General features: G+C 35.1%; 16 protein-coding genes and 1 riboswitch. Of the genes, 1 reads left to right on the plus strand and 15 read right to left on the minus strand.

Going from position 1 to position 16,117, the window contains the following annotated elements; genetic code table 11:
* Positions 1-5: 5 nt before the first annotated feature.
* The 5 genes from HMPREF1140_RS04170 to HMPREF1140_RS04190 all read right to left on the minus strand — a co-directional run bounded on the left by HMPREF1140_RS04170 (position 6) and on the right by HMPREF1140_RS04190 (position 7,006).
* Positions 6-365 carry an Asp23/Gls24 family envelope stress response protein gene (locus HMPREF1140_RS04170; protein ID WP_009662438.1) on the minus strand — a complete coding sequence of 120 codons (360 nt, stop codon included), beginning with the start codon at positions 363-365 and terminating at the stop codon, positions 6-8.
* A gap of 323 nt (positions 366-688) precedes the next feature.
* Positions 689-1,378: a response regulator transcription factor gene (locus tag HMPREF1140_RS04175; RefSeq protein WP_009662429.1), complete on the minus strand. Its 690-nt coding sequence runs from the start codon at positions 1,376-1,378 to the stop codon at positions 689-691.
* Positions 1,379-1,388: 10 nt separating this feature from the next.
* Positions 1,389-2,420, minus strand: coding sequence for a sensor histidine kinase (locus HMPREF1140_RS04180; RefSeq protein WP_009662664.1), 1,032 nt, complete (start codon positions 2,418-2,420; stop codon positions 1,389-1,391).
* Entirely contained in the window at positions 2,420-3,604 is a 1,185-nt protein-coding gene (metK, locus tag HMPREF1140_RS04185; protein WP_009662555.1) for a methionine adenosyltransferase, read from the minus strand. The genes HMPREF1140_RS04180 and metK overlap by 1 nt, the downstream gene beginning before the upstream one ends.
* A gap of 61 nt (positions 3,605-3,665) precedes the next feature.
* Positions 3,666-3,761, minus strand: a riboswitch (SAM riboswitch).
* 95 nt (positions 3,762-3,856) lie between these two features.
* Entirely contained in the window at positions 3,857-7,006 is a 3,150-nt protein-coding gene (locus HMPREF1140_RS04190; protein WP_009662398.1) for a type I restriction endonuclease subunit R, read from the minus strand.
* A gap of 184 nt (positions 7,007-7,190) precedes the next feature.
* Here HMPREF1140_RS04190 and HMPREF1140_RS04195 point away from each other — a divergent pair, with 184 nt between their 5' ends.
* Positions 7,191-7,754, plus strand: a complete 564-nt coding sequence (locus HMPREF1140_RS04195; protein ID WP_009662570.1) for a restriction endonuclease subunit S — start codon at positions 7,191-7,193, stop codon at positions 7,752-7,754.
* Here the strand turns inward: HMPREF1140_RS04195 and HMPREF1140_RS04200 are convergent.
* From HMPREF1140_RS04200 to HMPREF1140_RS04245, 10 genes are all read right to left on the minus strand, one after another.
* Positions 7,751-8,446, minus strand: a complete 696-nt coding sequence (locus tag HMPREF1140_RS04200) for a restriction endonuclease subunit S (RefSeq protein ID WP_009662687.1) — start codon at positions 8,444-8,446, stop codon at positions 7,751-7,753. The genes HMPREF1140_RS04195 and HMPREF1140_RS04200 overlap by 4 nt on opposite strands.
* A 12-nt stretch (positions 8,447-8,458) precedes the next feature.
* Positions 8,459-9,442, minus strand: a complete 984-nt coding sequence (xerA, locus tag HMPREF1140_RS04205) for a site-specific tyrosine recombinase/integron integrase (RefSeq protein WP_009662530.1) — start codon at positions 9,440-9,442, stop codon at positions 8,459-8,461.
* An 82-nt stretch (positions 9,443-9,524) separates the two neighbouring features.
* Positions 9,525-10,130, minus strand: coding sequence for a protein adenylyltransferase Fic (gene fic / locus HMPREF1140_RS04210; RefSeq protein WP_009662437.1), 606 nt, complete (start codon positions 10,128-10,130; stop codon positions 9,525-9,527).
* A 139-nt stretch (positions 10,131-10,269) separates the two neighbouring features.
* The gene (locus HMPREF1140_RS04215; RefSeq protein WP_009662554.1) at positions 10,270-11,331 is read right to left on the minus strand and encodes a restriction endonuclease subunit S; all 1,062 of its coding nucleotides are present in this window, start codon (positions 11,329-11,331) and stop codon (positions 10,270-10,272) included.
* Positions 11,321-12,853, minus strand: a complete 1,533-nt coding sequence (locus HMPREF1140_RS04220; protein WP_009662615.1) for a type I restriction-modification system subunit M — start codon at positions 12,851-12,853, stop codon at positions 11,321-11,323. Before HMPREF1140_RS04220 ends, HMPREF1140_RS04215 begins: the two co-directional genes overlap by 11 nt.
* A gap of 250 nt (positions 12,854-13,103) precedes the next feature.
* Entirely contained in the window at positions 13,104-14,063 is a 960-nt protein-coding gene (locus tag HMPREF1140_RS04225; RefSeq protein WP_035619836.1) for a DUF4846 domain-containing protein, read from the minus strand.
* A gap of 44 nt (positions 14,064-14,107) precedes the next feature.
* On the minus strand, positions 14,108-14,725 hold the full coding sequence (locus HMPREF1140_RS04230; protein WP_009662436.1) for an SAP domain-containing protein: 618 nt from the start codon (positions 14,723-14,725) through the stop codon (positions 14,108-14,110).
* 77 nt (positions 14,726-14,802) lie between these two features.
* Positions 14,803-15,213: a GNAT family N-acetyltransferase gene (locus tag HMPREF1140_RS04235; protein WP_035619838.1), complete on the minus strand. Its 411-nt coding sequence runs from the start codon at positions 15,211-15,213 to the stop codon at positions 14,803-14,805.
* A gap of 80 nt (positions 15,214-15,293) precedes the next feature.
* Positions 15,294-15,611, minus strand: coding sequence for a hypothetical protein (locus HMPREF1140_RS04240; protein WP_035619839.1), 318 nt, complete (start codon positions 15,609-15,611; stop codon positions 15,294-15,296).
* Between the two features lie 47 nt (positions 15,612-15,658).
* Positions 15,659-16,039, minus strand: a complete 381-nt coding sequence (locus HMPREF1140_RS04245; protein WP_009662649.1) for a hypothetical protein — start codon at positions 16,037-16,039, stop codon at positions 15,659-15,661.
* Between the last annotated feature and the right edge of the window lie 78 nt (positions 16,040-16,117).

Here is a 16,117-nt window from a genome sequence, read left to right on the forward strand (position 1 = left end):
CCTCCTTAGTCTATTATTCGTACACCTTCTACGAATATATTTATTTTCTTTACTTCCATTCCGGTAAACTTCTCCGCCTTATACTGGATAGTCTCTATTAGATTTTGAGTTACAGCACTTATGCTAAGTCCATACGCAACTATGATATGGAAATCCAAAATCAACTTATTATCCTCTATTTTTACACTGATGCCCTTTGTGAGATTTTCTCTCTTCAAAAGTCTTGATATACCGTCTGTTACAGAAACTGCCGCCATACCAACTATACCGAAGCATTCAACCGCCTGTATTCCTACATAGAATGCTATAACATCCGGATTTATGCTTATCTGACCAAGATTTGTATTGATTTGACCTTTGTTCATATAACCCTCCAATCATTTTATCGTCAAAAGACTTTATTCTTATAGATATTTTTAATATCTCCCAAATATGCTATTGAGGTACATAACATATCTAAGATACTTAATCATAACATTTTTTTATAATAAAGACAATGCAAGCTTTTATTTTGTCAAATCGATATGCAAGCTTTTATTTTGTCAAATCGATTATAATATCATCCGGATAATTGCAGCCCTATTTGGCGCAAATCTTTTTAAGGTTGCACTGCTGTGCTGTAGCCTTGTACTTATTATTGAATATTTTATTGTATAAATATAGGGCCGACCTTTGTCGACCCTTATCTTTATCCTCTAAATCTGTATCCAACACCCCAAATAGTTTCTATAAATTGAGGTTTGGAACTGTCCTGCTCTATTTTTTCTCTGATATTTTTGATATGTACGGTAACTGTTGAAATATCACCCATTGACTCAAGCCCCCATACTTCTTTAAACAAATCTTCTTTTGAATATACCTTGTTCGGATGCTTTGCAAGGAAATAGAGTATATCAAACTCCTTGGCAGTCAGTGTTTTTTCATCTCCATAGCCCCAAACTCTTCTGGAGCCTGCATCTATCTTCAAATCTCTGATTTCTACAATGTCCTTATTTGCTGTAGAAACACCTGCCAACCTGTCATATCTGTTAATATGCGCCTTTACCCTTGCCACAAGTTCACTTGGTGAGAAAGGCTTGGTCATATAATCATCCGCTCCTAGCCCAAGTCCTCTTATCTTGTCGATATCATTCTTTTTTGCACTGACCATGATAATAGGTATCTCTTTTACAGCTCTTATCTGCTTACATATCTCATATCCGTCAACTCCGGGCAGCATCAAATCCAGTAATACCAACTCATAGTCTTCATTTAACGCTCTTCCAAGTCCTTCTTTACCGTCAGTTGAAATATCGACCTCAAAGCCGGATATTTCCAAATAATCCCTTTCCAGCTCAGCTATACTTACTTCATCCTCTATTATAAGAACTTTGCCCATTTTATATCTCCTACTTCTTTAACTCTATGCTAACCTCTGTTCCAACGCCCGGTTTAGACATAGCTACAACACTTCCCTCATGATTTTCTATTACTTTTTTTACAATAGAAAGTCCTATACCGCTACCTCCAAGTTTAGTATTTCTCGACACATCACTTCTATAAAATCTCTCAAATATATGCGGCAAATCTTTTTCATCTATCCCTCTGCCGTTATCCGAGATTTGTATGTTTATTGCATCCGACATTTCTGTAACCTTAAGATGAATTTCAGGTTCTTCCTTGTCCATATATTTCACAGCATTTGAAACAATATTGTTTAAGGCCCTCTTTATCTGTTCCTTATCCATATCTATAACAGTATTACGTCCTACATTAACTATATACTCAAATTTGATTTTTATTGTTTCAAGTTCCAGATACAAATCCTTTACATATTCATCGAAAAAATCTTTTACATAAATCTTTTCATATTTATATGACATGTATTTTTCTGCAACCTGCGAATAATACAGCAATTCATCAATCAATGAAGTCATATCATTTGTCTTATTATATATTGTATTCAGGTAATCTCTAGTCTTTTGAGGTGAGGAAGCAACACCGTCAAGTATTCCCTCCACATATCCTCTTATTGCAGTAAGCGGTGTCTTTAAATCATGAGAAATATTACTTACCAACTCTCTGGCCGCATCTTCTGAAAGTTTTTTCTCTTCTTCATCTTCCTTTAACTTGATTCTCATTCTCTCGAAATCCTTGAATAAAAAAGGAATCTCAGAAAAATCTCTTTCATCTAATTGATAATCCAAATCTCCATCTGCTATCTTCTTTGTAGCTGTTTGCAATTTATCCAAAGGAACGAGAATCCTTTTATAGATCCAGATCCACATAACAACCGCCACAATATCTATTATGGTTACAAGAATGGTAAGCCAGATACCTATATTACCCGTGGTATCATAATTCATACTGTATATGAGAAGTATAGACGGTATGATTATTATAAGGCAAAATATCGAAAATAAACCGGAGCCGATTTTCATCAGATAGCCTTCTTAAGTTCTTCTACCTTATCAAGTCTTTCCCATGGAAGACTTAAATCATCTCTTCCAAAATGTCCGTATGCCGCAGTCTGCTTAAATATCGGCTTTCTAAGGTCAAGCATCTTTATAATTGCAGTAGGTCTTAAATCAAAGTGCTTTCTGATAAGCTCTACTATTGCACCGTCACTTATCTTTCCTGTTCCGAAAGTATCTACGGAAATAGATGTAGGATGAGCCACACCGATAGCATAAGACAACTGAATCTCGCATTTTTTTGCAAGTCCTGCAGCTACTATATTCTTTGCAACATATCTTGCCGCGTAAGCTGCCGATCTGTCAACCTTTGTACTGTCCTTACCTGAGAAAGCACCGCCGCCATGTCTTGCATAGCCGCCGTAAGTATCCACTATTATCTTTCTTCCTGTAAGTCCCGAGTCTCCATGTGGTCCACCTATAACAAATCTACCTGTAGGATTTATAAAGTATTTTGTATTCTCATCGACCATATCATGTGGAATTATTTCATCAAATACATATTTCTTTATATCTGTATGAATCTGCTCCTGCTCCACATCCTCGTCATGCTGTGTAGAAAGTACAACTGTATCTATTCTTACAGGCTTACCTTCTTCATCGTACTCTACAGTAACCTGTGTCTTACCGTCCGGTCTTAAGTAGCTTAATGTACCGTCTTTTCTTACCTGTGTAAGTCTTTTTGCAAGATTATGTGCAAGATATATAGGGTATGGCATAAACTCCTTTGTTTCATCTGTAGCATATCCGAACATAAGTCCCTGGTCACCTGCACCATTGTCCTCATCCTCTAAATCGATATGCTCTCTTGCCTCAAGCGCCTTATCTACACCCATTGCTATATCACTTGACTGCTCATCAAGCGCTACAAGTACACTGCAGGTATCACAGTCAAAGCCGTACTTTGCTCTGTCATAACCTATTTCTCTTACAGTTTCTCTAACTATCTTTTGAATATCAACAGTTGCCTTTGATGAAATCTCTCCCATTACAAGTACCATACCTGTAGTCGTAGCAGTCTCACAAGCCACTCTTGAATCCGGGTCTGCACTTAAATATGCATCCAATATTGCATCTGAAATCTGATCGCACATCTTATCAGGATGTCCTTCAGTAACTGACTCTGAAGTAAAAAGTCTTCTCTCTTCCATTTTTCTCCTATCTTTTACACTTATATATAAAAAAGTCCACCAAATGGTGGACTAAGGCTTCCACTCATTGCTCGATTTCTCGCTCAGGTTGGCACCTTCCTAAAAGGGGTTGCCGTGACATCACAGATCCTTAACTCTCCGTCACTCTTAATAAGTGTATATGTATATACCCATCAGGGCAAATTTATTTTGTTGCAAACATAGTATACCATTTTCATATAGTTATGTAAATATTAATTTTGATACTAAGATTTACGTATTATATTTCACACCTTCTTCAGCAACCATTTGCAGATCTTCTTCTGTATTAGCATTATATCTATAGATATTTTGTTTATCTTCAAAGCTGTAATTATCAGTCCAAAGCTCACACTGTGTCATAACTGTCTGAACGGCATCTTCCATTCCCTCAGGTGGATATTTGTGTTTTTTCAAAAGCTTTTTAATAAGCATACGCATTTTTGCCCTTGCAGATTCTCGCTTCTGCCAATCAATCGTCTTATTTTTTCTAAGGGTTTCTGCCAGTTCTTTTGTTATTGCTATAAGCTCATCATTTTCATAGAAATCTTTAATTGCCTGTGGCTTTGTCAATGCATCATAAAATGCAAGCTCATCAGCATTAAGTCCCAGTTTATTACCCTCTTTTTGGTCTGCTGCAATCTGTTTTGCAAGTTTTAGCATCTCCTCTATAACCTCTTCATTAGTCAGCATACCGTTCAGATAAGAGTTGATAGCCTTTTGCATAATATCACTGAATTTCTCCGATTTAACCACATTTGTTCTACGATAAACAGAGACCTGCTCTGCAATCAACTTCTTCAGCAGCTCTACCGCAAGATTTTTCTCTTTCATATTAGCTACTTCCTGAAGAAACTTCGGATCAAACAAAGAAAACTCCTCTTTAATATCTGAGAACAGATTTATCACACCATCACTTTTAATACTTTGCTTAAGAAGTTCATTTATTCTCGCATTCATTTCAGGCAATGAAATCTTTTTTCCTACACCTGTAACAGTAAGCCTGATAACAAGCACTCTGACCGCCTCAAAGAAAGCCGCTTCAAATCTACTTTCTTCATCAACCAAGGATGAACAAAGTGACAGTGCTTGATGAAGCATAAGAGCTTCCTTCACAAAGGAGTCCTTATCGTCAACCTTTTCTCTACCGATAATAAAATTTACAGCTCCGCTGATAGCCTTTGCTCTTTCAAGATCTGTACCACTTTTAAATTTCGAATAATCATATCCATGAAATTTATCACGACACACTGCAAGCTTCTCCATAAACTTAGGATATGCAACCTTTGCTACATCCGTATCTCCGTAATTCTTTTTATCTCTGGATGTATAGTCATTCATTGCCTGTTTCAATGCTGTAGCAATACCTACATAGTCGACAACAAGTCCACCTTCCTTGTCACGGAACACACGATTTACACGAGCAATAGCCTGCATTAAATTATGCCCTGCCATAGGCTTGTATACATACATTGTAGCAAGAGATGGAACATCAAAGCCGGTAAGCCACATATCAACAACAATAGCAATCTTCATAGGGCTGTTGTTATCTTTGAACTTCTTTGCAAGCTCATCCTTGTGATGCTTGTTTCCGATAATTTGTCTCCATTCCTCCGGATCATTATTTCCTGATGTCATAACAACCCCCACCTTTTCGCTCCAATCAGGGTGTATTTCCAAAATCCGCTTATAAATCTTCATGGCAATAAGACGTGAATATGCTACAATCATAGCCTTTCCTGTAAGAAGATTTTCTCGATTATTCTCATAATGTTCAAGGATATCACAAACAAGTGAATCTATTGTATTGTCATTTCCAAGTACCGCTTCCATCTGACCAAGCTCTCGCTTGCTCTTCTCAATTACTTCTTCATCTGCATTAAGAGCCATCAAATCATACTCTGCATCAATCTTATCCAATATCTCTTGATCCAGGTTCAACTTTATAACACGGCTCTCATAATACACCGGTCTGGTTGCACCGTCTTCAACAGCCTGTGTCATATCGTATATATCTATGTAATCACCAAAAACCTCACGGGTACTTCTGTCTTTAGAAGAAATAGGTGTACCTGTAAATCCTATATACGTAGCATTAGGCAGCGAATTACGAATAATTCTTGCTGTGCCGATAACTCGCTTTGCCTCTTCCTTACCGGCATCGTTTTTTACAATCTTAATTTTCTCTGCAAGTCCATACTGACCCCTATGTGCCTCATCTGCCATAACTATAATATTATTACGTTCAGAAAGCGGTTCATCAGACTCCTCAAATTTCTGCATGGTAGTAAAGATAATACCGTTTGCCTGCCTTCCGGCAAGCAAAGTTTTTAAATTTTCCCTACTTTCTGCCTGTATAGGAGCTTGTCTCAAAAAGTCTTTACACTTTGCAAACTGTCCATAGAGCTGATCATCCAAGTCATTTCTGTCAGTGAGTACAACAATAGTAGGACTATCCAATGCCTCCTGTAACAAATGAGCATAGAAAACCATAGAAAGCGATTTGCCACTTCCTTGTGTATGCCAAAACACACCACCTTTACCGTCAGTAACAGTAGCGTGTTTTGTTGACTCAACCGCTTTTCTTACAGCAAAATATTGATGGTATCCTGCCAGAATTTTGAAACTATTTATACCCTCATTCGAAAAACATATAAAATTCTTTATAATATCAAGTAATCTTTCTTTTTGAAATATCCCCTCAAAGAAAGTATCAAACTGAGCATACTGAGTATTCTCATAATTACCATCTTTTGTTTTCCACTCCATGAAGCGGTCTTCACCGGAAGTTATTGTCCCGGCTTTCGATGTCAACTGATCGCTCATAACACAAATTGCATTATAAATAAACATAGAAGGAATTTCCTGCATATAGTTACGCAGTTGCCTGTAAGCTTCTGAAGCATCGGTTTCTTCACGTGACGGAGACTTAAGTTCAACTAATACGACCGGCAAACCATTCAAAAATAGAATAATATCCGGACGTTTATTGCTGTTTTCAATAAAAGTCCACTGATTAGCAATAATAAATGAGTTATTTTCAGGCTTTTGGTAGTCAGCAAGGTATACAATTGCAGAACGTTCTTCCCCATCTAAAAAATATCTTACCGGTATACCGTTTTGCAGGTAATCCATAAAAGTAGCATTTTTCTGCACAAGCTCACCATTTTCAAAATTCTTGAGCTTATGTAACGCTTCCTGAATAGCATCATTAGGCAAATTCCTATTCAAATGATGCAGTGAATCTATCAAAACATCCTCATATAATGGACTATAGAAATCTCTTTCAATATCCGGACCATATATATATTCATATTCCAATGTATTTTGAAATAGTTCTATTATTGAGTTTTCGTAGTCAGCTTCGGTGTATAATCCGGACATAAAACTCTCCTTTATTTAATAATATTTAAAACAATAATTGAGCAAGTCGTAGACTTGCGACGCTTATTGACCACGGGTCAATAAGATGGTTTACATTCTTAATAATATGTAAAACAATAATTTAGAGCAGCAAGCTCAGTCTATATATAAGCAAATGTTTATTGATAATGCAAGTTCAGACTGGATGAAAGGCACATTGAGTGACATAGCTGATATTACAATGGGACAGTCTCCAAGCAGCAGTAGCTATAACGAAGATAGAAATGGTATAATTTTCTTCCAAGGTCGTGCCGAATTTGGATTCAGATTTCCAACTGTGCGGCTTTATACAACTGAACCAAAGCGAATGGCTTGTGCAAATGACACATTAATGAGTGTTCGAGCGCCTGTTGGAGACTTAAATGTTGCTCATACAGATTGCTGTATTGGGCGAGGACTTGCAGCTATTCATTCAAAGGATAATCATCAAGCTTTTGTACTATACACAATGTTTTCCCTCAAAAAGCAGTTAGATGTTTTTAATGGAGAAGGCACTGTATTTGGATCAATTAACAGAATTTCGCTAAATGAAATGCCTCTCCTCATACCATCAAGTGAAAAGCTTGATGAATTTGAAGCGTTAGTTTCTCCAATAGATGCTGCTATTCGCAATAATTACGATGAAATCTGTTATTTAAAGCAGCTTCGTGATTCATTATTACCCAAACTTATGTCCGGCAAACTTGATGTCTCCAACATCGACTTTTAAGCTGCTAATAGACTCGAAAACTGCTCCGCAGTTTCCTTGTTCCCGCCTCTGTCAGACACCTTGCCGTCCGTATGCAAGCATTTGTCCGTCTTCGGTGTCTGCCTACGCTGCTTCGCAGCTATCCGTGTATAACACGGATGAGGCGGTAAATTATTGTTTATCTCATTATTTAGTTGTATTCGATTTTCAATATTATCTAAAAATGCTGCTATTTTATTTTGATCCTCTAATTTAGGTAATTCAATCTCAACATCCAAAATCCTGTCTGGTGATGTATGATGAACTGTAGATCCAGTTGACGTTGCAGCAATCATTTTTTGATAATATGGACTCCTCATAAACCAGTATATATAATGCTTATTTAGCTCATCAGAATTAATTGTTACCAATCCAATACGTTGATTATGTAAATACACCCTTCTATTTTTCCCAGTTGGAACCAATGCACTGTATCCAAGTGTATCTATAGATTTACTTAGATCTGTCATAGTTACAATCAAGTCATCCTCTTTTAATACATAATCATATGGGTATTCTGCATCAAAATACTTACATTTATCTTCTTTAAATCCACCACCTACAGAGAAATTTCCTGGTGTAACCAATACCACGTTATTATCTATAGTACTAATATTCTGTCCTTTAAACGCATATCCATGTTTAATTCTAATATAATCTCTTAAGGTAGACATAACTCTGCCTCTCTATCCAATATATTTTCTATGAGCAATTTTTACATTACTCTGCTTTACCATTGCATATTGCAAGGTTGTATCTATTTTACTATGTCCCAAAAGTTGTTGTAACTGCTCAATTGGCATTCCTTTATCTATAGCCATAGTAGCAAGTGTACGTCTAAACTTGTGTGGATGTACTTTTTGCAATCCTAACTTTTCCCCAAATTTACGTAGACGCACTTCAACTCCACCAATTTTCAATCTTTCGTATGGTACTTTTAATGATACAAATAGTGCCGGATTATCATCTACCCTGCTTTCCAAGTAATTTTTTAAATGTATCTTTGTACGAGCATCAAAATAGACAACTCTTTCCTTACTGCCTTTACCAAATACTATACATTCTCTCTCATTAAAATCAATATCACTCCTGTTAAGTAACACCATTTCACCTACACGCATACCGGTTGATGCAAGAATATCTATTATTGCTAAATCTCTTAGTTCTGTGCAATTATCACGCATAAGTTCTAAAGCTTCATCTGAATAGGTCTCCTTTATGTTTGTGCCGGTTTTAACTTTATGTATACGTCTTACCGGACTTTTCAGTATGTAGTCCTCATCCTCCAACCAAGCGAAGAAACTTGAAAGAATACGACGGATATTATCTATTGTAACTTTACTTGATTTTTTCTTTTCCTGATATTCTGTCAGGTATCCCCTAATGTCGTCTGTAACTATATGTTTGACATCTTTTTGTAGTTCATTAAGCATAGCTTCAATCGTAGCCTTGTAGTATTTAAGAGACTTTTCAGAACAACCCTCTATGCGTTTTGCCGATAAGAACAGTTCTACAAAGTTTTGCTTTGAAATTTTCCCTTGTTTTTGCTTTTCTCTTACCTCATAGTCTGCAAAGACATATTGCAAAACCTCCTGCAACTTTTCGTTTTGTGCGTTGTTCAAATATGGCAACATACCTTGAACAATATCATTTATTAAGTTTTGTTTCATCGTCATTTCTCCTTTTTTATTGAGAACTGACAAGCAACGGCTGTTCTTTAAATTGACTTCTGCCGCTGATAGAAGTTTTTAGTTACAAATCACTTGTCTTAAATGTAAAATAGTCTTCGTAATAATAGCTGTGATCAATGCCTTTCATATAAATCTCACGGTCATTGATTTTTTCTGTCAGTGCCTGCTTTAATATATATTTGATTTCAATAGTTTTAACGGGACTGCGTTCCATAGCAGAAAGGTAATCCTCCTTATCTACAAGACTCCAATCAACAACTTGACCTAACTCTTTTTTCAAAATCAAATCAAGCCAAATTCTTGTACTTCTTCCATTTCCCTCACGAAAAGGGTGTGCAACATTCATTTCTACATATTTTTCTATAATTTCATCATATGTTGACTGTGGCATTTTTTCGATATTTTCAAGAGATGCTCTCAAATACATAAGCGGAGCAAAACGGAAATTACCTTTTGCAATATTAACAGTTCTTATTTGTCCGGCGAAATCATAAATCTGATCAAATAAATATTTGTGTATTTCAGCTAGTGATTTAAAAGTTCCATGTTCAAGATTATCCAAATATCCGCTTTCAAAGAGTTCTATTGCTCTTTTTTTACTTATTTTTTCTTCAGCTTTAGCTAATTCTACCGAATCAGTAATGCCAAGTTTATTCTCTAATATCATAGCAACTTCCCTTTCTATATTTTTATGATAGTTATGATATACAATAATTGAGCAAGTCGTAGACTTGCGACGCTTATTGACCGCAGGTCAATAAGATAATTTGCATTCACAATAATATGTAAAACAATAATTTTGTAGCCTAGAAATCAATGTTGGAGACATCAAGTTTGCCAGACATTATTTTAGGTAAAAGCGTATATATTAAAGAAGTAAGTCTGACATTTTCGTTGTTATTTGCTTCCCATTGAGCCATCAGTGAACCTGCAAGTGCCTCAAATTTTGCAAGTATTTCTTCGTCTGGAACTAACACAACCACCTTTTTCATATCCCCCTGTGTGATAAGAGGTTGTGTTGAACCTCGATTCATTGACGAATAATCAATTCTGTGCAGAATTTGATTAGTAAATTCGTAAAAAGGACTTGTTATCACAAGAGTGTTATCTGAAGTCCAGCAAGGAGTATTAAATCTTTGAATGACACCGTGTGTTCCAACTCGACCGGTGACAAGGATTTTATCTGTATGGTTTGCTTCAGAAGTAAAACCCATCACAGAAGCAGCACCAACAATAGAAATAGGTGTTTCTTTACTATAAACTTCCGATTTTATAGGTGGGCGTTTCCCACTTGAAATATCAGCAATCGTTGAAAGCATCTGATTGCTCCAATTATCGGGACAAACACCATTTGTAGGGTCAAAATCTTCAAACCAAGACTCATAAAGTGCTGATACTTGCTGCTCTAAATTATTGTTTATCGCATTATTCAGTTCAATTTTTTCATCTATCGGATTAAGGCAAGAAAGCACTATTTCTTGTTCTTCTATTGAAGGAATATTAAATTCAAGCCTGTTAAGAGTTTCTGTTCTCAGACTTGGAATGGTAGTTCCCTCGTTATAGTTGTTTAAATCTATAAGAGACATAACATAATATAGGTATTTGGGAGTTACAATGTCTGTATTAATAATAGTATAAAAAAGCGTATCAATTGTCCAAAATGGATGCTCTACATATTTAACTTTTCCTATTGTCCCTTTTCTTCCAATCAAAACAGATGGTTTGTCATAAAGAACTGTTGTCCCATATCCTATTAATCCTCCTGTACCATAAATAGGAATGTTTCCATCTTCTGAAAGAACTTTTTTCTGATTTTTTCCATATTTAATTATTGCTAGCTCTGAAAAAGCGTATCTTTTATATTTCATACCCAATCGCCCCCAGCTTTTTTCTAATTTCCTCTTCCAATTCATGAGACTTTTTAAACATATCTGACAGCTCTGAGGTTAGCCTTGTCATCTTTTCTTCAAAGGGCTCTCCATCATCTTCCTGTTCTTCAATCCCCACATATCGACCTGGGGTTAAAATATAGTCATGCTTTGCTATCTCTTTTATTGTAGCAATAGCCGAAAATCCTTTTTTCTCTTCCAATATTCCGTTTTGAAAATCCTCAAATGTTTTTGCTAATAAATCAATATCTCCCAGGTTTCCGTCTTCCTGTATCCCTTCTGTAAAATCTCTATGTTTTCTATCAACCATATAACCCATTTTTCTGGCATCAATAAATAGAGTCTTTCCTTTTTGCTTTTTATTCTTAGTAATAAACCACAATGTTACAGGAATAGTTACACTATAAAAAAGCTGTGTAGGTAAAGCTACAATACCTTCAACTAAATCATCTTCTATGATTCTCTTTCTTATTTCTCCCTCTCCTGAAGTTTGAGATGATAATGCGCCATTGGCAAGTACTAATCCTATTTTACCGTTAGGTGCTAAGTGATGAATCATATGCTGTATCCAGGCATAGTTTGCATTTCCTGCCGGTGGCATTCCATATTTCCATCTGACATCATCTTTTAATTTTTCTGCACCCCAATTTGAAAGATTAAACGGTGGATTTGCCATAATAAAATCCGACTTTAAAGTCTTATGAAGATCGTTGAAAAATGTATCTGCGTGGTAAGCACCGAAGTTTGCATCAATTCCTCTTATCGCCATGTTCATTTTTGCCATCTTCCATGTATCTGCATTTGATTCCTGTCCATAAACAGAAATATTTCCCCTGTTATCACTATGAGCCTGTACAAACTTTTCACTCTGCACAAACATGCCACCACTTCCCATACAGGGATCATATACTCGGCAATTATCAAATGGCTTCAGTATGGCTACAATTGTTTTTACAATACTTGAAGGTGTATAAAACTCTCCTCCCTTTGTTCCCTCATATGCTGCAAACTGAGCAATACAATATTCATATGTCCTACCCAATAAATCCTTGCCGGCCTCTGTCCCGTCCATTTTCACTTCATTCGTAAATAAATCTACAACTTCTCCAAGTACTCTTTTATCTAAATCTGGATTAGCATAGTTTTTAGGTAAAACATTCTTAAGTGTCGTATTCTCTTTTTCGATGGCTCTCATAGCATCATCAATTACTGTACCGATTTCAGGTGTATGAGCTTCAGATGCAATTTTACTCCAACGAGCTTCCTCAGGCACAAAGAAAATATTTTCTTCTGCATATGCATCTCTATCATTTTCAAATCCATCACCTTCTTTTACCAATTCATCATAACGTCTTTCAAACGCACTTGATATATAGCGAAGAAAAATAAGACCTACAATAACCTTCCTATATTCTGCTGCAGGTATATGTCCCCACAGAACGCAAGCGGCATCCCAAATTTGCTTTTCAAAACCTATATTTGTATTATTTTTTCCGGCCATTATTTATTCTCCATCCTATTTAAATTCTATAATATTATTTAAATCCTCAATTAGTATATCTTATCATATTCTTAAGTAATAAAATAGAGTGTACTACACATGTATACAAACTCTTAAATATTCAAAAAGGCCGATATAGTCTATAGACTACTTCGACCTTTTTAAATTTGCTATTTGAAAATACTTATTTCGCATTGAAATAGACATATACTATATAATTAGTATTTAATGCTTTTACCCTCACTTACTGCTAATCTAAATAATTAAGCCTTTTCAAGCTGCCTTCATCAAATGTATAGCTCTGTGTTATAAGTGGATATGTTATCTCACTTTCATAATACCATGGGTCCTCAGTGTGAGCAGGATTTTTGATTATATGAAAGCTTTGTGCCGGCATAAATCCCTGTGCAAGTAAAAATGCCTTTTCTCCTGCTTCATTTTCACAGATATCCGCTACCATCAACACATGTCCCGGGCTTCCACCCTTTATAAAAATATCCCCCACTTTAAGCTCTGATATATCTACAGGTTTTGATTCATTTTCCATAGACAGAGTGGACGAATACGAAAAAACAATTCGTAAATATTTTTTGAAAGTTTCTTCACTGTCATCAGATGAAGCAACCTTCTCCCAATATGGCTTATCATTCGAAAACTTAACTCTATACCCCTCTTTCCAGTGATTATAATCGCATACAAATCCGTCTACAAAATGAAAGCTTATTTTATCATGTCTACCGCTCTTGTACAGATATTCAGCATATATTCTCATAATACTGTCTGCACACTGCTGCAAGTCTTCCTCCGCTACTTCCATAGAAAATACTGCAGCGTGACCTTCTCCGCCTTTTTCTCTTTTATCAAAATAATATACAGGAGTACCGTCAGGCTCAAGCGGATAATTACCTATAAAATCTGCAAAACTTCCATCATCCGCTTCCACCCTTTTATATCCCTTTGGAGTGATAAAACGGGTAAAAAGAGTATTTCCTTCGGGATTTATAAAATCCGGAAGTTTCACAGCACTTTCCTCAGTATTTTCTTCCTTGCTCTCATTATCATTTGTTTTTGTATCATTACTATTTTCAACAATTGTGCTTTCTGCTTCCTCATTTGTGACGGTATTCATATTTTTACTCTTACAACCCCAGCATATGCAAGCCATCATAATAAGCAGTAAATAAAATTTATTTCTCTTCATAAAATTCATCAATGTCTGTATACCCCCTTTCAAACTCTTAAAATCAGATTTATTTACTTTAAGTACTCCTCTATTTTGTCTTCATATTTTTTTAAAAGTTCCCTTGAATAAACTTTTTCATTTTTTGAGTCTCTAACTTCTTTCCAAAGGATAGCTGCAGCTTTTAACTTATCAGAATAATTATTGCTACATTCATCTAAACAAAAATTTTTTAGGAACTGATTCCATTGACAAGCTGAATTATCATACTTAGCGTAATCTGATTCACCATAATATACTTTCAGCATATCTTGTATCGTAAAGCTTAAATCATTTTCAGCTTTTACTTTCCTCCAAGCTGTTGCCATATCAGCATTAAATTTAAATGGATTAACACCTGTTACAGCAGAAAAATAATCTCTAAATTTTTGGTTAAAGGAAAATCCACATTCAAGCAATGGCGTATTTAAATTTATCGATTCAGTTTGATTTTTGTTTACTTTCCTTACAGATTTTTCCACTCTATTTCCCTTAAAAAATTGTTCTATAATTAAGTTCAGTTCTTGCTTTGTGCATCTATATTCCAGCCTAAGAGATTTACAAATTTGTGAAAGTTCTTCTCGATACCAATAATATCTGTTAAATTCTTCAAATGATTTTATATCTTTAAAATCCGGTCTGATATCTTTCATCATCCCTCCTCTATAAATACTGATTTATCTATAATATTTATCATAGTAAATAATCCAATTCAAAACTACATTTCAAATCACAACTCTTTTGTATAATAGTACCTCTCCCCTGTATAAGGATATTCTTTCAAGGCAAACACTTCTTTATAACCATGTTTTTCATAAAATTTCGGTGCTTGAAAATTAAAAGTATCAACAAATGAATACTTACAACCTCTATTTCTTGACTCATTTTCCGCCGTTTCTAAGATCTTTGAGCCTATTCCTTGTCCACGTAAATCATCACTGACATACAGATATTCAATCTCAAGCCAATTACCGAAAGTCTCCGCTACCATTCCCGCAACTAAATTCCCCAGTTCATCTTCCAAATAAATATTAAGTGGTTCGCTTTTAGATGGTTCTCTATTGGATCTATTGTATGATCTGATTAAATTTGCCAGTTCTTGAGTTCTTTTCGATTCAATATTTTCTAATTTCAATTTCATATTTTATATGTCCATTATTGTTTTTATAATTAGATTGTTTAAATTCTAATTACCCTGCTTATCAAACAGGGATTTCTTAATTACTCATTTTTTTTAATTAAGCTTCCCAAAAGATTTCCTATTGCTGCAATTATACCGTATATTAATACATAAACAGCTGCACTTTCATTATAAAATATAAATATGGTCGGAATAAAGAGGGCCATAATTATCAATAAAAATATCAAGTTAAAAGAATGTCTAATTCCATAAATGATAGAAGTTACAAAACAAATAATAGGAGTTAAAATAATTAAGAAGAATATACCGGTTCCTGTATCATTAATGAAAGCAGGTAACACATAGAAAGCTAAAGTTATCACTATTAAGTAAACAGACATTTCTCTTATTTTTTTCATCTCCTTTACCTCCGTAAATTTATATACTTTATTTTTACAAACCTGATTTATCCCTTAATATATAATTTCATAGAACTCCTAGGGATTACTTCGAGAACAAAGTGTTCTTCACTAATTCCGGTATCGGGGTGTGAATCTGCAATCTTTATGTTAAAATCTCCAACATAATATGAATTATCATTTTTAAAATTACCAAAAACAATATACTGTACTCCAATATAATCAAGCATCCCGTTATCATCCGGTTCAAGACTTATAACCTCAAAAGGTTTTTCGATATCGACACCATATTTATCCAGCCATAATGCCAATTTGGGAAATTCTTTTCTTGACTTAACATAGTACAGCTTACAATAATCACAGTCACATAGCATATCTGAGGACAATGAATTGTAGTACTCTTTCGTTTTAACAATATCTATATTCACAGTTATCTCCTTAAAACTTTGTAAAACAGTAAGTTTTCTTCCCCCTATAATTTTGTCGGCAAAACCGACAAAAGTCTC

The sequence above is a fragment of the Lachnoanaerobaculum sp. ICM7 genome (genome assembly GCF_000287675.1).
GTDB lineage: Bacteria > Bacillota > Clostridia > Lachnospirales > Lachnospiraceae > Lachnoanaerobaculum.

What these genes read in the sequence shown, in the direction of transcription:
- HMPREF1140_RS04170 (WP_009662438.1), bottom strand. Translation starts at nt 365, where the DNA reads ATGAACAAAGGTCAAATCAATACAAATCTTGGTCAGATAAGCATAAAT.
- HMPREF1140_RS04175 (WP_009662429.1), bottom strand. Translation starts at nt 1,378, where the DNA reads ATGGGCAAAGTTCTTATAATAGAGGATGAAGTAAGTATAGCTGAGCTG.
- HMPREF1140_RS04180 (WP_009662664.1), bottom strand. Translation starts at nt 2,420, where the DNA reads ATGAAAATCGGCTCCGGTTTATTTTCGATATTTTGCCTTATAATAATC.
- metK (WP_009662555.1), bottom strand. Translation starts at nt 3,604, where the DNA reads ATGGAAGAGAGAAGACTTTTTACTTCAGAGTCAGTTACTGAAGGACAT.
- HMPREF1140_RS04190 (WP_009662398.1), bottom strand. Translation starts at nt 7,006, where the DNA reads ATGTCCGGATTATACACCGAAGCTGACTACGAAAACTCAATAATAGAA.
- HMPREF1140_RS04195 (WP_009662570.1), top strand. Translation starts at nt 7,191, where the DNA reads ATGAAAGGCACATTGAGTGACATAGCTGATATTACAATGGGACAGTCT.
- HMPREF1140_RS04200 (WP_009662687.1), bottom strand. Translation starts at nt 8,446, where the DNA reads ATGTCTACCTTAAGAGATTATATTAGAATTAAACATGGATATGCGTTT.
- xerA (WP_009662530.1), bottom strand. Translation starts at nt 9,442, where the DNA reads ATGAAACAAAACTTAATAAATGATATTGTTCAAGGTATGTTGCCATAT.
- fic (WP_009662437.1), bottom strand. Translation starts at nt 10,130, where the DNA reads ATGATATTAGAGAATAAACTTGGCATTACTGATTCGGTAGAATTAGCT.
- HMPREF1140_RS04215 (WP_009662554.1), bottom strand. Translation starts at nt 11,331, where the DNA reads ATGAAATATAAAAGATACGCTTTTTCAGAGCTAGCAATAATTAAATAT.
- HMPREF1140_RS04220 (WP_009662615.1), bottom strand. Translation starts at nt 12,853, where the DNA reads ATGGCCGGAAAAAATAATACAAATATAGGTTTTGAAAAGCAAATTTGG.
- HMPREF1140_RS04225 (WP_035619836.1), bottom strand. Translation starts at nt 14,063, where the DNA reads ATGAATTTTATGAAGAGAAATAAATTTTATTTACTGCTTATTATGATG.
- HMPREF1140_RS04230 (WP_009662436.1), bottom strand. Translation starts at nt 14,725, where the DNA reads ATGAAAGATATCAGACCGGATTTTAAAGATATAAAATCATTTGAAGAA.
- HMPREF1140_RS04235 (WP_035619838.1), bottom strand. Translation starts at nt 15,213, where the DNA reads ATGAAATTGAAATTAGAAAATATTGAATCGAAAAGAACTCAAGAACTG.
- HMPREF1140_RS04240 (WP_035619839.1), bottom strand. Translation starts at nt 15,611, where the DNA reads ATGAAAAAAATAAGAGAAATGTCTGTTTACTTAATAGTGATAACTTTA.